This is a genomic window from Hyphomonas pacifica, assembly GCF_000682675.1.
Taxonomy (GTDB): Bacteria; Pseudomonadota; Alphaproteobacteria; order Caulobacterales; family Hyphomonadaceae; genus Hyphomonas; species Hyphomonas pacifica.
In genome coordinates this window covers 1-17098 of record NZ_AWFA01000045.1, presented here as the reverse complement: position 1 = coordinate 17098, position 17098 = coordinate 1, and the positions used below count along the sequence as shown (strand labels likewise).

Sequence of the window (17098 nt, the reverse complement as noted above, 5' to 3'; positions counted from 1 at the left end):
ACAAAAGAAAACCGCCGACCCATGAGGACCGGCGGCTGATTATCTTCTTGCTGAACCGGAACAGGCCTACGGGCTGACAGGAATGTCTTCCACTTTCTTTTCCCGCTTCGGCTTGGCCGAGGGCGGTACATCATTTTCGACCAGCGCATCTTCCGGTTCCGGCGCAGAGCCAGAGACGGAACAGCAACGCACCTGCATTTCCAGAACGCGGGTATTGAAGCGGCACTTCTCGTCGTTGATCTCGCGCAGGATAGAGAGCCCCCCTGCCCGGGTCGTGTAGCGTGTCTGCGTGCAACTGGTCAGCACATAGCCGGGTCGGCAGGTGCCGGTGTCACTATTCTGGATCGTGCGGGTTTCGCACTGGACCTGTTTGGAGAAGGCCTCGTCTGCACGGGACATGGCCTCGTCGGCGCGGGACCGGGCCGCATCGGCGCTCGCCTGTGCCCGAGCCGCCGCTGCGTCAGCACTGTCAGCCATTGCGCGGGCCTCGGACAGGCGCATGTCCGTATCGGCCAGCGCGGTCGTATTGCCGTCGATTTCGACTTTCAGCTTGCAGACCGCCTCGTCTGCTTTCCCCGGATCGGCGCAATATTGTGCAACCGTCTGGTCGCTGGGGATCATTTGGCAGCCTGCCAGAAAGGCACTCGCAGCCAGGGCCCCTGATAGAATGATGCTGTGACGCATGTCATCTCCTCTGAAGTTACCCCAGCCAGGACAAGCGGCATAGAAAGGGGCAAGACGGGAGACGTCAATACGGCTCCCGTCTCAGGGGAGTCCTCAGGCTTTCAGCTTGTAGCCGGACCGGAACATCAGCCAGACGGCGAAAATGCCCGCCACAGATAGCGATCCGGTCACCCAGACCCCCACGACAAGAGAGCCATTGGAGACGCCCAGAAAACCGTACCGGAATCCGTCAATCATATAGAAGAAGGGGTCCAACAAGGCGAGTGTGTGGAACGGCTCCACCATTACCTTGATGTCGTAGAAGGTGCCGGAGAGGAAGGTCAGCGGCACGATCACGAAATTGGTCACGGCAGACAAATGGTCAAATTTCTCGGCCCAGATGCCGCCGATCGCACCCAGTGCGCCCAGCACGATGGCAGAGGTCAAGCTAAACCAGATGATTGGCCAAACGTGCACGACATTCAGATCCGCCAGGCCGCTCAGCTGGATGCCCAGCGCGGAAATCGCCGCCACAATCAGGCCGCGCACAACAGAGCCACCAATAAAGCCCGCCGTCAGTTCTAACGGAGACAGGGGTGGCATCAGAAAGTCCACATAGGTGGAGTTGAACTTCGACTGCACGAGGCTGGAACTGGTATTCTGGAAGGCGTTCTGCAGGATCGCCATAACGATCAGGCCCGGTGCGAGGAAATTGATATAGTTCAGGCCCTCAAAATCACCCATCAGGCGACCGCGGTCCCCAAAGGCCAGCTTGAAGACAGTCATATAGAGCAGCGTCGTCACCACAGGGGCAAAGACGGTCTGCATCCACACCTTCATGAAACGGCCGATCTCACGCTTGAACAGGGTCCACAACCCTACTCCATTGATCTTGCCATACTGGCGGACATGACGTTGGGCGGAGGAATGTTCAGCAAGTGTATCGGTCATGACGCTGTATCTAGGCCTCCCGATGCGAATCTGCGAGGGGTAGCGACAGGAAAATTCTGGAAAATTACGGCTGCCGGCATTTTGTCCACAAGCTGACGCAGTTAACCACAATATGTAGAAAGCCTGTGGAAAGCCATCTCTGCATATTGTGTTTCGTTTCGCTGCTGATACGATATCTAGGTGTTAAGCGGATGGCGCGTAGCAGCCATCTCAATATCTAGGGGCTGATGGGTTGTAAGTGTTAACAACCTTGATCCGAGCTGGGAGACCAAGAAACATGTCCTGGACCGAAGAACGGGTAAGCGTGCTGAAGAAACTCTGGGCAGAGGGCCATTCCGCCTCCCAGATCGCGAAGCAGCTGGGCGGGGTTACCCGCAATGCAGTCATCGGCAAAGTCCATCGCCTGGGCCTTTCTGGCCGGGCGACACCGTCACGCCCCGTCAAACGCCCGCCGCGCCTGGCCCGTCCGAAGCCACGTGTGATGCCGGATGGCAGCGTCAAGCAGGCCGCACCGGCCCCCACCACCGAAACGATGGAGCCGCGCACCGCCCCAGAACGCGCACCGGCGGACATCATGGCGCCTCTGCCGCCCCTGCAACAGGCGGATGGCGAGCCAGCCTCCATCCTGACGCTGCGGGATTCCATGTGCAAATGGCCGATTGGCGACCCGGCCGATCCTAAGTTCGCCTTCTGTGGCCGTAAGGCAGATTGCGGACCCTACTGCGCAGAACACGCCAAAGTGGCCTTCCAGCCCGCCCGCAAGCGCGACACGCGCAAGGGCGAGTATGATTATGTCCGTCGCATCGCCGGTTAATTCCGGCATCGCACCCTAACCCCATGCGGCAGACAGGAAGCCCCCGAAGTTTTTCTTCGGGGGCTTTTTGCTGCGCAGTCCCCTGCCCCTGGCCCCCTCGCCATCACCGCAAAACGCCGCTAAGGCTTCAGACGTGACGACACTGCCCGCTGACCCGAACGCAATCTATGCGACCCCTGCCAAATGGGTGGCCAGTGGCGCCGGCGCGCAGGGCAACCTCTTCCTCACAGGCCGCGCCGGCACCGGCAAGACGACAATGCTGCGCAAATTCCTCTCCCAGGCCGGAGAGAAAGCCATCGTGTTGGCGCCGACCGGCGTCGCGGCGATGAATGCCGGCGGGCAGACAATCCACTCCTTTTTCAAATTCCCGCCCCGCCTGATCGAACCGACAGACATCAAACGCCTGCGCTCAACCCGCCTCGTCAAGGCCATCGACACGATGATCATCGACGAGATCTCAATGGTGCGGGCGGACATGCTGGATGCCATCGACAAGAGCTTGAAGCTGAACCGCGCCTCCAAACGCCCGTTTGGCGGCGTCAGGATGATCCTGTCGGGAGACCTGCACCAATTGCCACCCGTCGTCTCCGGCCAGGAAGCGCCGATCCTGCGAGAGCGCTATGGCGGCAGTTATTTCTTCAATGCGCCGGCCTTTCGAGATGCAGAATTCGCCCTGCTGGCCCTGAAGCATGTCTTCCGCCAGGAAGAGCCGCGCTTTCTGGCCCTGCTCGGCGCCCTGCGCACAGGGCGCGTGACGCCGAATGATGAGGCCGTTCTACGCGGGCTCGTCAGCTCAAAGACGGCGGTCGAGGCCTCCGAAACGCATGTCGTTCTAACCCCCAATAACGCCAATGCCTATCGTATCAATCAGGCCCGCCTCGACGGTCTGGACACACGCTCGCAAACCTATAGCGCGGATGTACAGGGCCAATTCGACGAGAAATCCTATCCCACCGAAGCCGACCTTGAACTGAAGGAAGGTGCGCGGGTGATGCTGATCAAGAATGATCCGGAAGGGCGCTGGGTGAACGGCACGCTTGCGACCGTGGCCGGCTTTTCAGGCAGCCGCGTAATCGTCGAGATCAATGACCATGTCTATGAAATCGAACCGACGGCCTGGGAAAAATACCGCTACGAACTGGACCCGGAAACCAAGCAGGTGAAACGCGAAGTGGTCGGCACGTTCAAGCAGATGCCACTGCGCCTCGCCTATGCCGTGACGATCCACAAGGCGCAGGGCCTGACGCTGGACAAGGTGTTTATCGATTTCGATTCCGGCATGTTTGCGCATGGCCAAGCCTATGTTGCCTTCTCCCGTGCACGCTCTCTGGACGGACTATCCATCAGCCGCGAACTTCGTCCGCGTGACCTGGTATTGGACCGCGAGGCCTTCGCATTCGGCAAGCTGGAAACCATAGAAGATAATGACGCCTATTTGCTGGCGCGCTTTGCCAAGGCCGATAACGCCCTGCTCTGACAGAGCTTTTTCTCACTGTGAACAAAAATAGAGCGATACCGGACCATTCTGACAAACATCCGGACATGTCGCCAATGCGTTAAGGAGTCTTAAGGAAACGATCACAATGATGACGCATTGTTCTAGTGTGATGAGCATAACGAAACGATATAAAGGCCATCTTGCCATGCCACCGATTTACGAACGTCGTCAGCGCCGGGCACAACTCAGACTGGAAGTCGGGTCCAGCCCGGCCGCCAAGAAAACACCAGCCCAGCTTGCCGCCCAGCGCCGCAAGATGCGCATTCCGGGCGGCGGCGGCACAGGCGACTGAGTTTGCCTGTCGCGTAGAGATCAGGCCAGTTTCCGGATTTCTTCCGAGAGCTGACGCTCCTGATCGGTCGCAATTTTCTCAAGCACGCGAACCCGCTCCTTGAGACGATTCACTTCGCCCAGCACACGGTCCATATCTGCATCAGAGGCCGCATCGGCTTGGCGGTTGGCCTTCATCCGAAAGTAATTGTTTACGACGCCCGCGCCAACGCAGATCAGCACGATGATAACGATCATTTCAAACGGATTCACGAGGCTCCACTCCTTCTTATCAGGGCTCCGCAAAAGCGGACATCCTTGTCATTTATAGCCACTCTAGCTGAAAACTGCCTGACTTCTAAGACAATCCATCAATATCCTTGCGCAATTGCCTGTCACGATCCGTAATGATCGCCTCCAGCGTGCGGATACGCTCTGAAAGATTGGCGATCTGTTGCGAGGCTTCACGGGAAACATCCGGCTCACGGCCCGGCCTGCGCAGCAGCATCACACCCAGGATAATCAGGAAGAAGACAAGGGGAAGATATACAGTCACGGGCAGGCTCCTTTTCAGCAACACACAAACTTTCGATCTCGAAAGCCAGTTGGCTGGAGCCTCCCCGTTTCATGGCTGGACCCGCGAATACGGCGGATGCCCAATCTCCTGAACTTATCGATAAACAATATATGGATATCGACCAGAGCCGGTTCAAGAAAAAATCGGAATTATCTTCCGGTGGAGCCAAACCCGCCGCTGCCGCGCTCCGTTTCGTCCAGGCTTTCCACTTCTTCCCAGGCCAGTTGGGTGACCGGCGCCAGCACCAGCTGGGCGATGCGCTCGCCGCGCTGGATAGTGAAGGCCTCCTGGCCCAGATTGATCAGGATCACTTTGATCTCGCCGCGATAATCGCTGTCGATCGTGCCGGGCGTGTTGAGGCAGGTCAGGCCATGCTTGGCCGCGAGGCCGGAGCGCGGGCGCACCTGAATCTCATAGCCTTGCGGGATCGCAACGGACAGGCCGGTCGGGATCATGCCTCGCTCGCCGGGTTGCAGCATGATGGGATCATCTTCGGAAACAGCCGCCCTGACATCCATGCCGGCAGAGCCGGTGGTCTCATAGGCAGGCAGTTGAAGGCCCTCGAAATGGGGCAGCGGGCGGACGGATACAGTAACCTTGCTCATGCCTTTAGCCGTTGGCGGAGTCGCAATACCAAGTCAAGCAGATAGCGCCGACCAGCGGGGTTGTTATTCCTCATCGTCTTCATGCGCGTCGCGGATGTCTTTTTCCCAGTCCATCGTGTCGCCGCGCATCAGCTTGTCATGTTGCATTTCCGACTCGCTCTGCCGTTTCAGGAAGATCGTGTTGTCGATTCCATCCAGCATGTATTTCTGCTGCTCGTCATTCTTCTTGAGGAAGGAGTCGATGGCCGTATCGGCAGGCATGGTCTGCCGCAGCTTTCCAGCATAGGTATCGTTCAGCCGGTTCTGCTCTTCCCGGTCGAGCCCTGCATTGGCGAGATCCTTGTAGACCTGCTTGGTCGCCTGCAGATCGCACTTTGCCTGACGGCGCTGCTCCTCGGTCATCTTGTGACACATCAGGGCAGCCAACGCGCCACCCCCTCCCCCGGAGGGTGCGGGGGGCAAGGTCAGCTCAATTCCTGGAATGCGCGGCGGCGGGCGCCCGGTCTGCGGCGCGAAGGCTGGCGGGGGCGCTGACGTCGCAGCTGTCGTTTCCGGAGGTGCGCCCGGCGGTTCAGGCAGCGTCACGATGTCGTCGGCAGGCCCCGGTTCGGGCTGGACCACATCGGGCAGGTCCACCTCTGGCGGCGCAGGCTCGGGCGAATCCACCCGCTCCGGCGCAGGGGGCAGGTCTTCCTCAGCTACAGGCTGCTCCTCTTCAGGCATTTCCGGTTCTTGCACCGGGGCCGTCTCTTCCTGTTCCGGCAATTCTTCGGAAATGTCCGGTTCCGGCACCTGAACGGGAGGCGCGTCGGATGGCGCTTCCGGGGCCGGCATAATAGGCAGCTCCTCCGGCAGAGGTTCCTCGATCAGGTCAGGCTCGGCCTCGTCCAGGGGCACTTCCAGCATATCGGGAAGGTCTTCAGGCACCTCCGCCAAAAACTCCATGGACGGCTCTTCGGACATCTCCTCCCCAGGCAGACCGGGTTCAGGCGGCAAGAAGATTTCCTCCGCCATAACAATAGGGGCCGGCACCTCTTCTGGCGCGGGATCTTCGACCACGGTCTTCACCGGTACTTCCGGCGGCGGCAGGGCCTCTTCCATCACAAGCTCCGTCTCCGGAACAGGTGCAGGGGCCGGAATAGGCTCAGGGGCCGGGACGGGTTCGGGTTCGGAAAGAGGCTCTGGCTCTGGCTCTGGCTCTGGCTCTGGCTCTGGCTCTGGCTCTGGCTCTGGCTCTGGCTCTGGCTCTGGCTCTGGCTCTGGCTCTGGCTCTGGCTCTGGCTCTGGCTCTGGCTCTGGCTCTGGCTCTGGCTCTGGCTCTGGCTCTGGCTCTGGCTCTGGCTCTGGCTCTGGCTCTGGCTCTGGCTCTGGCTCTGGCTCTGGCAGAGGATCAGGTTCGAGGTAAACAATGTCTACCTCGAACGCATCATCCGGTGTGCCCGGCAGACGATCTATCTCGCCAAATGACAGCGACAACAGCAGCAACACAAGGCCGTTCAGGCCCAATGAAGCCACCACCCATTTCAGGCGGTATCGGAAGAATCGCTGCCACGCCGCACCCATTGGTGGAAACCATAGCAGAAATACCCGGAGGCAATTGTTATTTTTACTCCAGACTCAATGGCCTAGAGCGCAACGTCCAACTTGCCATTTACGAGGTTGGAGTAGTCCTCGACCAGGGCTTCGGAAATCTGGCCCGGCTTGTAGCTATGCGCACCAATCTCGGCCACCGGCGTGATCTCTGCCGCGCTACCCGTGATGAAGCATTCGGAGAAGGTCGGCAGTTCGTCCGGCATGATGGCGCGTTCGATCACTTCGATCTGACGCTCCTTGGCCAGCTTTATAGCGGTCTGACGGGTCAGACCATTCAGGAAGCAATCCGGGGTCGGCGTGTGCAGCGCGCCGTCGCGCACGAAGAAGATGTTCGCACCGGTCGCCTCGGCCACCTGGCCGCGATAGTCCAGCATCAGCGCATCGGCATAGCCATCACGCTCTGCGGAGTGCTTGGACAGGGTGCAGATCATGTAAAGGCCAGCGGCCTTGGCATGGCACGGTGCGGTGTCCGGGGCCGGACGGCGCCACTGGGCATGCGTCATGCGGATGCCTTTCATCTTGTCCTTGAAATAGTCACCCCAGGACCAGGCCGCGATGGCCAAATGGATCGTATTGTTCTGGGCAGAGACGCCCATCATTTCAGACCCGCGCCAGGCAATGGCCCGCACATAGGCGCTGTCGAGGCCGGACTTGGCCAGCGCCTCGCGCTTGGCTTCCTCGATCTGCTCCACCGTGAAGGGGATGTCGAAGCCCATGATTTCTGCAGAATTGTGCAGGCGCCTGGAATGGTCCAGAGAGCGGAAGATCTTGCCATTATAGGCGCGCTCACCTTCGAAGACGGAGGAGGCATAGTGCAGCGCGTGCGTCAGAACATGGACCTTGGTATCCCGCCACGGTACGAATTCGCCGTCCATCCAGATATACCCATCGCGGTCATCATAAGCGGTTCCAGACATCTGTTTCAGCGCTCCTCGCTTGCACTTCTTCTCATTTCGAGTTCTTTTTCAGACTATGGCCCCTGACGTCAACCTGAATAGACCGTTCGACCCTCGCCTCTTCCTGATGGATCAGGAACTGGATCGGGGCGTTGGACTCCTGCTGGCGGGGAGCGCGGAACTGATCAAGACCGCAGATGAGGCCCGACACAAGGCAGGGCTGAGCAAGCCAGAGCTGCAAATTCTCATGGCTGTACGCTATCAGCCCGGCCATACTGTGGGCGATCTACGTGATGCGCTGGGCATGACCGTACCCACTTTTGCCCGTATCATTGGCGATCTGGACCAGCGAGGACTGATCGAGCGTGAACGCGACGCACAGGGCGACAAGCGCCGCCGCACGCTGGTCCTCTCGGATGCCGGCACGACGCTGACCACGCAAATTGCCATTGTGTTACGAGAGCGGCTGCGCATTGCCTACCGTGCCGCCGGACCGGACGCCGTGGAAGGCGCCCGCAAGGTTCTGGACGCGCTGATCAAATGAACGGAGACAGCGTGCATATTCTCGTCGTCGATGATGATGACCGCATCCGCGATCTGCTGAAACGCTTCCTGACGCGCGAAGGTTATCGCGTCACGTCTGCGCCCGGCGCGGAAACCGCCCGCAAGCTGATGGACACGATGAGCTTTGACTTGGCCATTCTGGACATCATGATGCCGGGCGAGGACGGCCTGAGCCTGCTGCAGGCGATCCGCGAGGGGCGCAACAAGGATACGCCGGTCATGCTGCTGACCGCGCGCGGGCAGACGACCGACCGGATCGAAGGCCTGAAACTGGGTGCGGACGATTATCTGGCCAAGCCTTTTGAGCCGGAGGAATTGTCCCTGCGCTGCGCCGCCATACTGCGCCGGACACATACGGAGGCCCCGCCGGAAGAGGTCGAGATGTCCGGCATCATCTTCAACGCCCAGCGCGGCGAACTTCGCGAGGGCGACAGGCGCATCCGGCTGACCGAGGCCGAACTGCAATTGCTGACCGCACTGGCCGCCCATCCCGGCGAAGCGGTCAGCCGGGAAGAACTGGCAGCGGTCACCTCCGCCGGGCTTGAACGGTCCGTTGACGTTCAGGTGACGCGCCTGCGCCGCAAGATCGAGCCGAACCCGAAAGAGCCGATCCATCTGCAAACCGTACGCGGCGTCGGCTATCGCCTGATGCCGGACTGATCCTGGCATGAAGCGCTTCCGCCTCAGAGATATAACGCCGCGCGGCCTGTATGCCCGCAGCATGCTGATGGTCATCGCACCGGTCGTACTGATCCTTGCTCTGATGACATGGTACTATTATGACAGCCATATCGCCGAGGTGAACCGCAAGCTGGGCCAGTCCATCGCCCGCGACACCAGCCTCGTGCAGGCCTATTGCGCAGGCGGCAATGATGCCGGACTTGACCGCGAGATGATCAGCAAAGGCCTGGACCTGACCTTTACCTGCGACAGTCAGGAAGATGATTTCAATCGCAGCACCTATGCCAACGTCTTCTCCTATAGCCGCACGCTGGACGAGGAACTGGAAACCCGGCTGGAAGTGCCGGTCGATACCGCGCTGGACCCGCAGACCTCCATGCTGCATTTACGTTTCCCCGCCGGGGGGCGCACGGCAGAGATTGTCGTCGAGCGCAAACGTGTGCTGACGATCACGTCTCACTTCTTCATTGTCTGGGTCATCATCTTCTCTCTGTTCATGGTGACGCTGGCGATCGGCTTCCTGAACCAGCAGGTGCGCTCCATCCTGCGTCTGGCAGAAGCCGCGCGCGCCTTTGGCCGGGGCCGCGAGATGCCGGATTTTCGCCCCTCCGGGGCCAATGAAGTGCGTGATGCGGCCCGCGCCGTGATCGACATGAAAAACCGGCTGACCGCCTTCACCGAGCAGCGCACCGCCATGCTGGCCGGGGTCAGCCACGATCTGCGCACCCCCCTCACCCGCCTGAAACTGGCGCTAGCCATGATGGAGCCGACCGAAGACATAAAAGCCGCTCAGTCAGATTTGGACGATATGTCCATGATGCTTGATGAGTACCTCACCTTCGCAAGCGGCGAGGAAGGCGACGAGGCGGTGACGTTTGACCTCGCCAGGCTGGTGCGCGAGATCGCGGTCGGCTTCGGCCCGCATATAGAGGTAACCGGACCGCAGAGCATTCGCGTGCGTGGGCGGCCCCTGGCCATCAAACGCGCAGTCACCAATTTGATCTCCAACGCGATGAAATTTGCCACCGAGGCCCACGTCACCCTTGTCGATGGGCCCCACGCCGCCGATATACATGTCGATGATAATGGGCCCGGCATTGAGCCCGCCCGCAGGGAAGAGGCTTTTCGTCCATTCATGCGCCTTGACGAAGCCCGTACCCAGAATACATCCGGCACCGGTCTTGGCCTGACGCTGGCGCGCGATACAGCCCGCGCCCATGGCGGAGACCTTCGCCTGAGTGACAGCCCCTTGGGCGGCCTGCGGGCTAGCCTGCGCCTGCCCCATTGAACCTTTACCCCTCCAGAGGCATTTCTCCCCTTATGAGCACGAGCAAAGCCAAACTGATCATCCGCAACGCCACGCCGGATGACATCCCCGCCCTTCAGGAACTTTCCGCCAAGGTCTATGGCCAAGGCGACGAATACTCCCGCGACCATTTGATGGCCCAGATCAATCGCTTTCCGGACGGCCAGTTTGTGGCCGAGTATGAAGGCCTGATCGTAGGCCATTGCGCCACCTTCATGATCGCCTCCGAGCACGCCTTCGGGCCGCACACCTGGATGCAGATTACCGGCGGCGGATATGCTGCGCGGCACGATCCGGAGGGCGATGTCCTCTATGGTATGGATGTGGCCGTGGACCCGGATTTCCGCCGCCTGCGCATCGGCCAGCGCTTCTACAAGGCGCGCCGGGAGCTCTGCCAATGGCTGGAGTTGAAAGGCATCGTCTTTGCCGGTCGCATGCCGGGCTATGCCCGCAGGGCGAAGCAATATCCGAATCCAGAAGACTATGTGAAGGCCGTGCAGGAATCCAAACTGCGCGATCCGGTGATCACGTTCCAGCTGAACCAGGGCTACCAGCCGCTGGGTGTGCTGCAGCATTACCTGCCGGAGGACACGGACTCCATGGGACATGCCACGCACATGTTCTGGGAGAACCCGCTGGCGCAGGAAAAGATCAAGACCAATACCAGTTTTGGCGACACCTCCCTGCCAGAGCGCGTGCGCATCGCGACCGTGCAATGGCAGATGCGCCGCATCACCTCAATTGATGAATTCGAAGGGCAGCTGGAATACTGGGTCGATATCGCGTCGGACTATCAGTCTGACTTCGTCGTATTCCCGGAAATGCTGACCCTGCAATTGCTGTCACTGGCCGAGCGCCCGCTGGGCCCGGTCGATGCGATTGCTCAGGTGTCTGAATATACGCCGCGCTTTGTGGAATTCATGGAGAAGCTGGCAGTCTCCTACAATATCAACATCATTGGCGGCACGCACCCCAAGCAGATGGAGAATGGCGAGATCCTGAATGTCTGCCACGTCTTCCTGCGCGACGGCTCTGTCCACACCCAGCAGAAGCTGCACCCGACCCCGTCGGAGCGGCATTGGTGGAACATTCAGGGCGGGCGCGGCAATTCCGTGATCCAGACCGATTGCGGCCCGATCGGCGTGATGATCTGCTATGACAGCGAGTTCCCGGAGATCGCCCGCCACCTTGTCGACCAGGGCGCGCTGATGCTGTTCGTGCCCTTCTGCACTGATGAGCGCCGCGGCTATCTGCGCGTACGCTATTGCTGCCAGGCGCGCGCGGTGGAAAATCAGTGCTATGTCACCATGTCCGGCGTGGTCGGAAACCTGCCAAATGTCGAGAACATGGATATTCACTATGCGGAAAGTGCCATCCTGACGCCATCGGACTTCCCCTTCTCCCGGGACGGGGTCGCCGCAGACACAGCGCCGAACACGGAAACCATCGCGTTGGCAGACCTTTCGATCTCTGACCTTCTGACAGCCCGCCAGTCAGGCGCAGTGCAGAATCTCAAGGATCGCCGACTTGATCTCTATCAGGTCGCCTGGAAGAAGAATTAGGCGCGGTGGATCAGGCCTTCGCCCTGATTGTAGACATTCCCCACGGCGGGGCTGACGGGCCATATTTCCATCTCGGCGCCTGGATATGGCGTGTATAAGTCCGACACTTTGCGATTGTCGGAATCCATCCAGCGCTTATGGTCCGACGCCTTGAGGATCACCGGCATGCGGCTGGACAGGTCCGACACAAGACGGTTTGGCCGTGTAGAGAGGATTGTAAACGTGTCGATTTCCGACCCGTCAATCATCGCGCGATTCCACAGGCCCGCAAAGCAGAACCAGCGCCGCTCGGTCAGGCCCACCGCATAGGGCTTGCGATGCCCCTGCGGGCCGACCCAGGCATAATAGCCGCTGGCCGGAATCAGGCAGCGATGATGGCGGAACGGCCCGCGGAAGGTATTGGAAAATTCCAGCTCCTCGCATTTGGCCATATGGGTGGAGAATTTCTTCTCGCTGAGGGCCTTGTTCCACCAGCTGGGGATCAGCCCCCACATGGCAGGCGCGAGCTGCACCGTGCCGCGCGGCACATATTCCCCCTCCGGCGCCATGCGGATAATCGGCACGAACTGGCTGGGCGCGATGTTGAAGGCAGGTTCTGGGGCCTCAATGCCCGGCGGGGGCACAAGGCCGGTGGCCTCGCGATAGTCCTGCCACGAAATATCCTGTCTGAAGAAACGGCCCGCCATGCCCCTTCCCTTAACGAGCGTCGCGCAGCCTGCCTAGATGGCGCGACAGCCCTGCGGCGTCAGGGCTTGAACACGGCGTTGCTGTCTTTCAGCAACTCATAGGCGACATGGGCTTTCAGCTGTTCGGTCAGCTGATTGGTATCACCTTCCAGATGGTCCGGCGGAATGATCTGGCCGAAGGTCATGCGCACATTGGCACCACGCTTGTTCAGCAACTCATGGAACAGGGTAATGTCGCGCAGCTCTCCGCTAACGTCAGACAGGGTGTAGAACAGCCAGGAATTCCAGGCATCGAGATTGAGTGGCAGGATCGGCGCATTCTGTTTCCGGGCGAGACCGACCACGGTGGAGAACCAGTCCTTCTCAATCAGACGGCCATCCTCTTTCCGGGCCAGCCGACCGGACGGGAAGATGACGACGCACTTCTCTTGAGCGAAAGCCTCCCCTGCCCGCCTCAGCGTCTCCCGCGTCTTGGCTGGAGTGCGCTTGTCTGCCACCCATTCGACCGGGATGATGACATCCTGGAAGCGCGGATTGACGCGCACGGCATCGGCATTGGCGAAAAAGATGATGTCATCACGCACGCGCTTCAGCAGGTCCCAGACGGCCACACCATCGGCAAGGCCTGTCGGATGGTTCGCGGCAATGATCAACCGGCCATCCCGCGGCATGCGCTCAATCCCCTCCACCTCCAGCTGGAAATCGAGATGACGGGAGAGCAGGTCAAACGAGTCGCGGCCATTCAGCTGGACAATCTCGTCCGCCATCTCCCGCGCCTTGCGATATCCAAGCATTTTGTAGAGCACCGGTCGCACGAGAGGCCATGACCAGTTGGCCCGCAAATTCGGACAACGCTCCTCAATCAGCACATCAACAATGTGCTGATCATTATTTTTTTCATCAGCAACCAGAAAAGCTGATGCCTGTGCTGAGGCGTCTTTTCGGGCCAGGCTTTCGTCAGTCATGGCGGCTCTGCCACTCCGTTCTCCCCTTTAGGAACATAGGGATACCGGACGATCCTACAAAGGAGAAAGTCAGTATTGTGGAGGCGACAGAAAAGAGCGCTGGGCCTGCAATCTGTTGAAATATAAACACTTCGGAAAGCTTCGATTTACTAAGACGTAAGAGCCCCGTGGCAAGGTAAACCACAAGACGGGGTTGGCTTAAGCCTTTCCTTCCAAGGCTAATTAATCAGGATGAGCGTAGATGAAAGTTCTTTGGGTTGAAGATCACGAGCCGGTGAGAGACATGCTGGCGATTGCCGCTGACAAGGCCGCGCGCTCTCGTGTGCAGATTGACCTTGTGATGGCGCCAACCCTGATGGCTGCCGAATCCCGCCTGCGTCTGGAGCGTTTTGATCTTGTCGTTCTGGATCTGGGCCTGCCGGACTCCTTCGACCCGGATATGACGATCGCGCGTATTGCCAATATGGGCAAATACCGTATCGCCGTTGTCTCTTCCATGGATGTGCGCGACCAGGCCGTCGAGTCTGCTTTGCGTTGCGGCGCCAACATTCACCCGGAAGCCGTCTTCAAGGCAAACCTGCCGTTCAATCGCTTCATCCAGCGCCCTGACGCCTTTGAAGACTTCCTGATGGACCTGATGCCGGGTGTCGAAGCCGCTGCCATTAAGGCCGCATGATCCGACCCCACACTCAGGGCAGCGCTTGCCGGGCGCCCCTGCTCCTTGCTAAGCCGCCCAGAGAAACGTCCGGGCGGCTTTTTGCTGGACGAGATACCAGAAGGGTCTGCTGCCGATGGAATTTCCCGTAACGCTGAGCTTGATCGCCGCGAATGTTCTGGTCAGCATGATTGGCCTGTCGAACCGCGACTTCTTTGAAGAGAACAATTTCTGGATCGCGCCGATCCGGCAGAACAAGCAATACTGGCGGTTCGTGACGTCTGCCTTCCTGCACGTGAACGCGACGCACCTGCTGATCAACATGTATGTGCTGTGGGAATTCGGCCGCCATCTGGAACGCGCGCTGGGGGCAAGTATCTTCCTGATGATTTATTTCGGCTCTCTTCTGGCCGGCAATATCTGGGAATATATCGACAATCTGAACAAGCCGGACTATCGCGCCGTCGGTGCCTCCGGGGCAACTTCCGGGGTGATCCTGTCTTTCAGCGTGCTGGCACCCTTTGCCCTGCTGGGCGTGTTCTTCATCATTCCGATGTGGGCGATTGTGGCCGCGGTCCTTTTCATTACGATCAGCTTTGTTCTGTCCCGCCGGGAGAATACGATGATTGCACATGGAGCCCACCTTGGCGGCGCTCTGGCGGGCGGTGTGCTGACCCTGATTCTGGTGCCGGGAGCCTGGACCAGCCTGATGCGCCAGATTGCCGAAAGGCTGGGTTAGCGCCGAATCGTCCACCCCTATGAGGAGGGAGCCTGATGATGACACTGACTGCCCGGGCCGCGCGCCCCCTTGTGTTGGGGCTTGCCGCCCTTGGCCTGCCGGGCCTGATGACGGCAGACGCCGACACCTATAGCGACCAGTTGCAGGCCCTGCGCGCAGAGATCAATCCGCTGAGCGACCGCGCCGCAGCCGGCGATGAGACGGCGCTCGATCAGATGATCGAATGGGTTGAGATCTGCTACGATAACAAGGACTGCACAGAAGGCAGCGAGATGCAGCTGCGGGCAGCTCAGGCGGCCAGCAATCTGGGCTGGCTGTATCAGAAACAGAATTATGGCGGTGAGGAAGGACAGCCGCGCGGCGTGGCCTTCTATGTTCTGGCGGCCCGCTGGGGCAACCCGTTTGGCTATTACAATACCGCCGAATGCCTGCTGCAGGGCTGCCTGGCCCCGGAGTACGAGCAGGATTTCTTCAGCCAGGTGCTGGGCCCAGAAGACACCCGGCCCCCGCAAACCGACTATGAGCGCCAGTCCCTGGCGGCAAGCCTGTTCGGCAAGGCCGGAGATGCCGGCATGACCATGGGCTACATGATGGAAGGCTCTGTCCGGATGACCGCGCTGGGCATGGTTGGCGCATCTTTCGCACAGACCGAAAAGGACTGGGACAGCCTACCTGAAGACGAGCAACTGGACATTCTCGAAGACGAGAAGATGATGGCCGCGAACCGTGCGCTGCAGGCCTTTGACAGCGCCTTTCAAAGCAACCCTACTGATGAAGAACTAGCAGACATTTTGCGTTCTCAGAACCTGACGATCAACATACTTGAGAACGTCCCCATAACCGAGTTGATGGACCCATAATTTCGTGAACGGATCATACCTCCCCTTCCCCACCAGCCCGGATCGGCGCTGATGGGATTTGTCATCGACCGCTATCAGGCGCGGGTCGAGAGCGGTCAGCTCTCCCCTGACCCTGTACAGGAAAAAGCTGCCGTTGCGCTTGACGATCTGGCCCGGCGCCTGGCCAACAAACCGAAGGGCGGCTGGTTCTCCAAGCCAAAGCCCGTAACGGGACTGTACCTCTGGGGTGGGGTCGGCCGGGGCAAATCCATGCTAATGGATCTGTTCTTCGAAAACGCGCCGATTGAAGCGCGTCGCCGGGTGCACTTCCATGAATTCATGGCAGAGGTTCACGACCTGCTGGATGAATGGCGAAAGCTGTCGGGCAGCGAACGCAAGCGATCCGAGTGGCGCGTCAAGGGCGCGGGCGATGACCCGATCCCCCCAGTGGCGAAACAGATCGCCTCACGCGCGAACCTGCTCTGCTTTGATGAATTCCAGGTGACGCAGATTGCCGATGCGATGGTGCTGGCGCGCCTGTTCGATGAACTATTCGCGCAGAGCGTAACGGTGGTGGCAACCTCAAACCGTCATCCTGATGATCTCTATAAGGATGGCATCAACCGCCCTCTTTTCCTACCCTTCATTCAGCATCTGAAAGATCATTGCCAGGTGATGGAGTTGGCCTCCGAACGCGACTACCGCCTCGATCGCCTGATCGAGGCCCCGGTCTGGTATGCTCCGCTGGGGGATGAGGCCGAGGCTGGTCTGGACCGGGCGTGGGACCGGCTGACTTCTGGCGCAGAGCCGCAGCATTGCACGCTGACAGTGAAGGGTCGGAAGCTGGAGGTGCACAGAGAAGCCGCCGGTGTGGCGCGGTTTACGTTTGAAGAAGTGTGCGCGCGTCCGCTCGGCTCACGCGATTATCTGGCGATTGCGGCGCATTTCCACACGGCGATCCTGTCCGGCATTCCGACGCTTGGGCCGGAAAATCGCAATGAAGCCGCCCGCTTCGTGGCGCTGATCGACGCGCTGTATGAGGCCAAAGTCAAATTGGTGGCGAGCGCCGCGGCTGAACCGGAGGCGCTCTATCCGGAAGGCGACGGGGCGTTCGAGTTTGAACGCACAGTCAGCCGCCTGCACGAAATGCGCTCAACCGATTATCTGGCAGAAGAGAAGATGGAACCGGAGCTGGATTAGGAATCCAGCTGCACATGCGACGCCCGTGAAGGCG

Annotated in this window: 20 protein-coding genes; 11 read left to right on the top strand and 9 right to left on the bottom strand. The window is 59.8% G+C overall.

Annotation, left to right across the window (positions count from 1 at the left end; translation table 11 throughout):
* Positions 1-66 precede the first annotated feature (66 nt).
* A complete protein-coding gene (locus HY2_RS12700; RefSeq protein WP_051594997.1) occupies positions 67-684 on the bottom strand; it encodes a hypothetical protein in 618 nt (205 codons plus the stop codon).
* A 93-nt stretch (positions 685-777) separates the two neighbouring features.
* Entirely contained in the window at positions 778-1614 is an 837-nt protein-coding gene (locus HY2_RS12695) for an ABC transporter permease (RefSeq protein ID WP_034828197.1), read from the bottom strand.
* Positions 1615-1891: 277 nt separating this feature from the next.
* On the opposite strand from HY2_RS12695, the gene HY2_RS12690 reads away from it, so the two are divergent.
* The 3 genes from HY2_RS12690 to HY2_RS12680 all read left to right on the top strand — a co-directional run bounded on the left by HY2_RS12690 (position 1892) and on the right by HY2_RS12680 (position 4218).
* A complete protein-coding gene (locus HY2_RS12690) occupies positions 1892-2428 on the top strand; it encodes a GcrA family cell cycle regulator (RefSeq protein WP_051594996.1) in 537 nt (178 codons plus the stop codon).
* 133 nt (positions 2429-2561) lie between these two features.
* On the top strand, positions 2562-3905 hold the full coding sequence (locus HY2_RS12685) for an ATP-dependent DNA helicase (RefSeq protein ID WP_051594995.1): 1344 nt from the start codon (positions 2562-2564) through the stop codon (positions 3903-3905).
* Positions 3906-4035: 130 nt separating this feature from the next.
* Positions 4036-4218: a hypothetical protein gene (locus tag HY2_RS12680; RefSeq protein WP_034828193.1), complete on the top strand. Its 183-nt coding sequence runs from the start codon at positions 4036-4038 to the stop codon at positions 4216-4218.
* 20 nt (positions 4219-4238) lie between these two features.
* On the opposite strand, the gene HY2_RS12675 is transcribed toward HY2_RS12680, so the two are convergent.
* The 5 genes from HY2_RS12675 to HY2_RS12655 all read right to left on the bottom strand — a co-directional run bounded on the left by HY2_RS12675 (position 4239) and on the right by HY2_RS12655 (position 7888).
* Positions 4239-4469, bottom strand: a complete 231-nt coding sequence (locus HY2_RS12675; RefSeq protein ID WP_233346365.1) for a hypothetical protein — start codon at positions 4467-4469, stop codon at positions 4239-4241.
* 85 nt (positions 4470-4554) lie between these two features.
* Entirely contained in the window at positions 4555-4752 is a 198-nt protein-coding gene (locus HY2_RS12670; protein WP_034828190.1) for a hypothetical protein, read from the bottom strand.
* Between the two features lie 170 nt (positions 4753-4922).
* A complete protein-coding gene (gene dut, locus HY2_RS12665) occupies positions 4923-5378 on the bottom strand; it encodes a dUTP diphosphatase (RefSeq protein ID WP_034828188.1) in 456 nt (151 codons plus the stop codon).
* A gap of 63 nt (positions 5379-5441) precedes the next feature.
* Positions 5442-6941, bottom strand: coding sequence for a hypothetical protein (locus HY2_RS17645; protein WP_206741029.1), 1500 nt, complete (start codon positions 6939-6941; stop codon positions 5442-5444).
* A gap of 62 nt (positions 6942-7003) precedes the next feature.
* Positions 7004-7888, bottom strand: coding sequence for a branched-chain amino acid aminotransferase (locus tag HY2_RS12655; protein WP_034828186.1), 885 nt, complete (start codon positions 7886-7888; stop codon positions 7004-7006).
* A 55-nt stretch (positions 7889-7943) separates the two neighbouring features.
* Between HY2_RS12655 and HY2_RS12650 the strand changes: the two genes are divergently transcribed.
* The 4 genes from HY2_RS12650 to HY2_RS12635 are packed head-to-tail and all read left to right on the top strand — an operon-like array spanning position 7944 to position 11980.
* Complete coding sequence (locus tag HY2_RS12650) at positions 7944-8411, top strand: MarR family winged helix-turn-helix transcriptional regulator (RefSeq protein ID WP_051594994.1); 468 nt, start codon at positions 7944-7946, stop codon at positions 8409-8411.
* Positions 8408-9091 (top strand): response regulator, encoded by a 684-nt coding sequence (locus HY2_RS12645; protein WP_034828184.1) that lies wholly within the window; start codon positions 8408-8410, stop codon positions 9089-9091. Before HY2_RS12650 ends, HY2_RS12645 begins: the two co-directional genes overlap by 4 nt.
* 7 nt (positions 9092-9098) lie before the next feature.
* Positions 9099-10400 (top strand): ATP-binding protein, encoded by a 1302-nt coding sequence (locus HY2_RS12640; protein WP_034828182.1) that lies wholly within the window; start codon positions 9099-9101, stop codon positions 10398-10400.
* 32 nt (positions 10401-10432) lie between these two features.
* A complete protein-coding gene (locus HY2_RS12635; protein WP_034828180.1) occupies positions 10433-11980 on the top strand; it encodes a carbon-nitrogen hydrolase family protein in 1548 nt (515 codons plus the stop codon).
* Here the strand turns inward: HY2_RS12635 and HY2_RS12630 are convergent.
* Together HY2_RS12630 and HY2_RS12625 are read right to left on the bottom strand one after the other, a co-directional pair.
* The gene (locus HY2_RS12630; protein WP_034828179.1) at positions 11977-12666 is read right to left on the bottom strand and encodes an SOS response-associated peptidase; all 690 of its coding nucleotides are present in this window, start codon (positions 12664-12666) and stop codon (positions 11977-11979) included. The two genes, HY2_RS12635 and HY2_RS12630, sit on opposite strands and share 4 nt — an antisense overlap.
* 59 nt (positions 12667-12725) lie before the next feature.
* On the bottom strand, positions 12726-13631 hold the full coding sequence (locus HY2_RS12625; protein ID WP_034828178.1) for a GNAT family N-acetyltransferase: 906 nt from the start codon (positions 13629-13631) through the stop codon (positions 12726-12728).
* A 241-nt stretch (positions 13632-13872) separates the two neighbouring features.
* On the opposite strand from HY2_RS12625, the gene HY2_RS12620 reads away from it, so the two are divergent.
* From HY2_RS12620 to zapE, 4 genes are all read left to right on the top strand, one after another.
* Positions 13873-14307 (top strand): response regulator transcription factor, encoded by a 435-nt coding sequence (locus HY2_RS12620; protein ID WP_034828177.1) that lies wholly within the window; start codon positions 13873-13875, stop codon positions 14305-14307.
* A gap of 115 nt (positions 14308-14422) precedes the next feature.
* Positions 14423-15025, top strand: a complete 603-nt coding sequence (locus HY2_RS12615; RefSeq protein WP_034828176.1) for a rhomboid family intramembrane serine protease — start codon at positions 14423-14425, stop codon at positions 15023-15025.
* A 35-nt stretch (positions 15026-15060) separates the two neighbouring features.
* Positions 15061-15885: a hypothetical protein gene (locus HY2_RS12610; protein WP_034828175.1), complete on the top strand. Its 825-nt coding sequence runs from the start codon at positions 15061-15063 to the stop codon at positions 15883-15885.
* 51 nt (positions 15886-15936) lie between these two features.
* On the top strand, positions 15937-17064 hold the full coding sequence (zapE, locus tag HY2_RS12605) for a cell division protein ZapE (RefSeq protein WP_034828174.1): 1128 nt from the start codon (positions 15937-15939) through the stop codon (positions 17062-17064).
* The last annotated feature ends 34 nt before the right edge of the window (positions 17065-17098 follow it).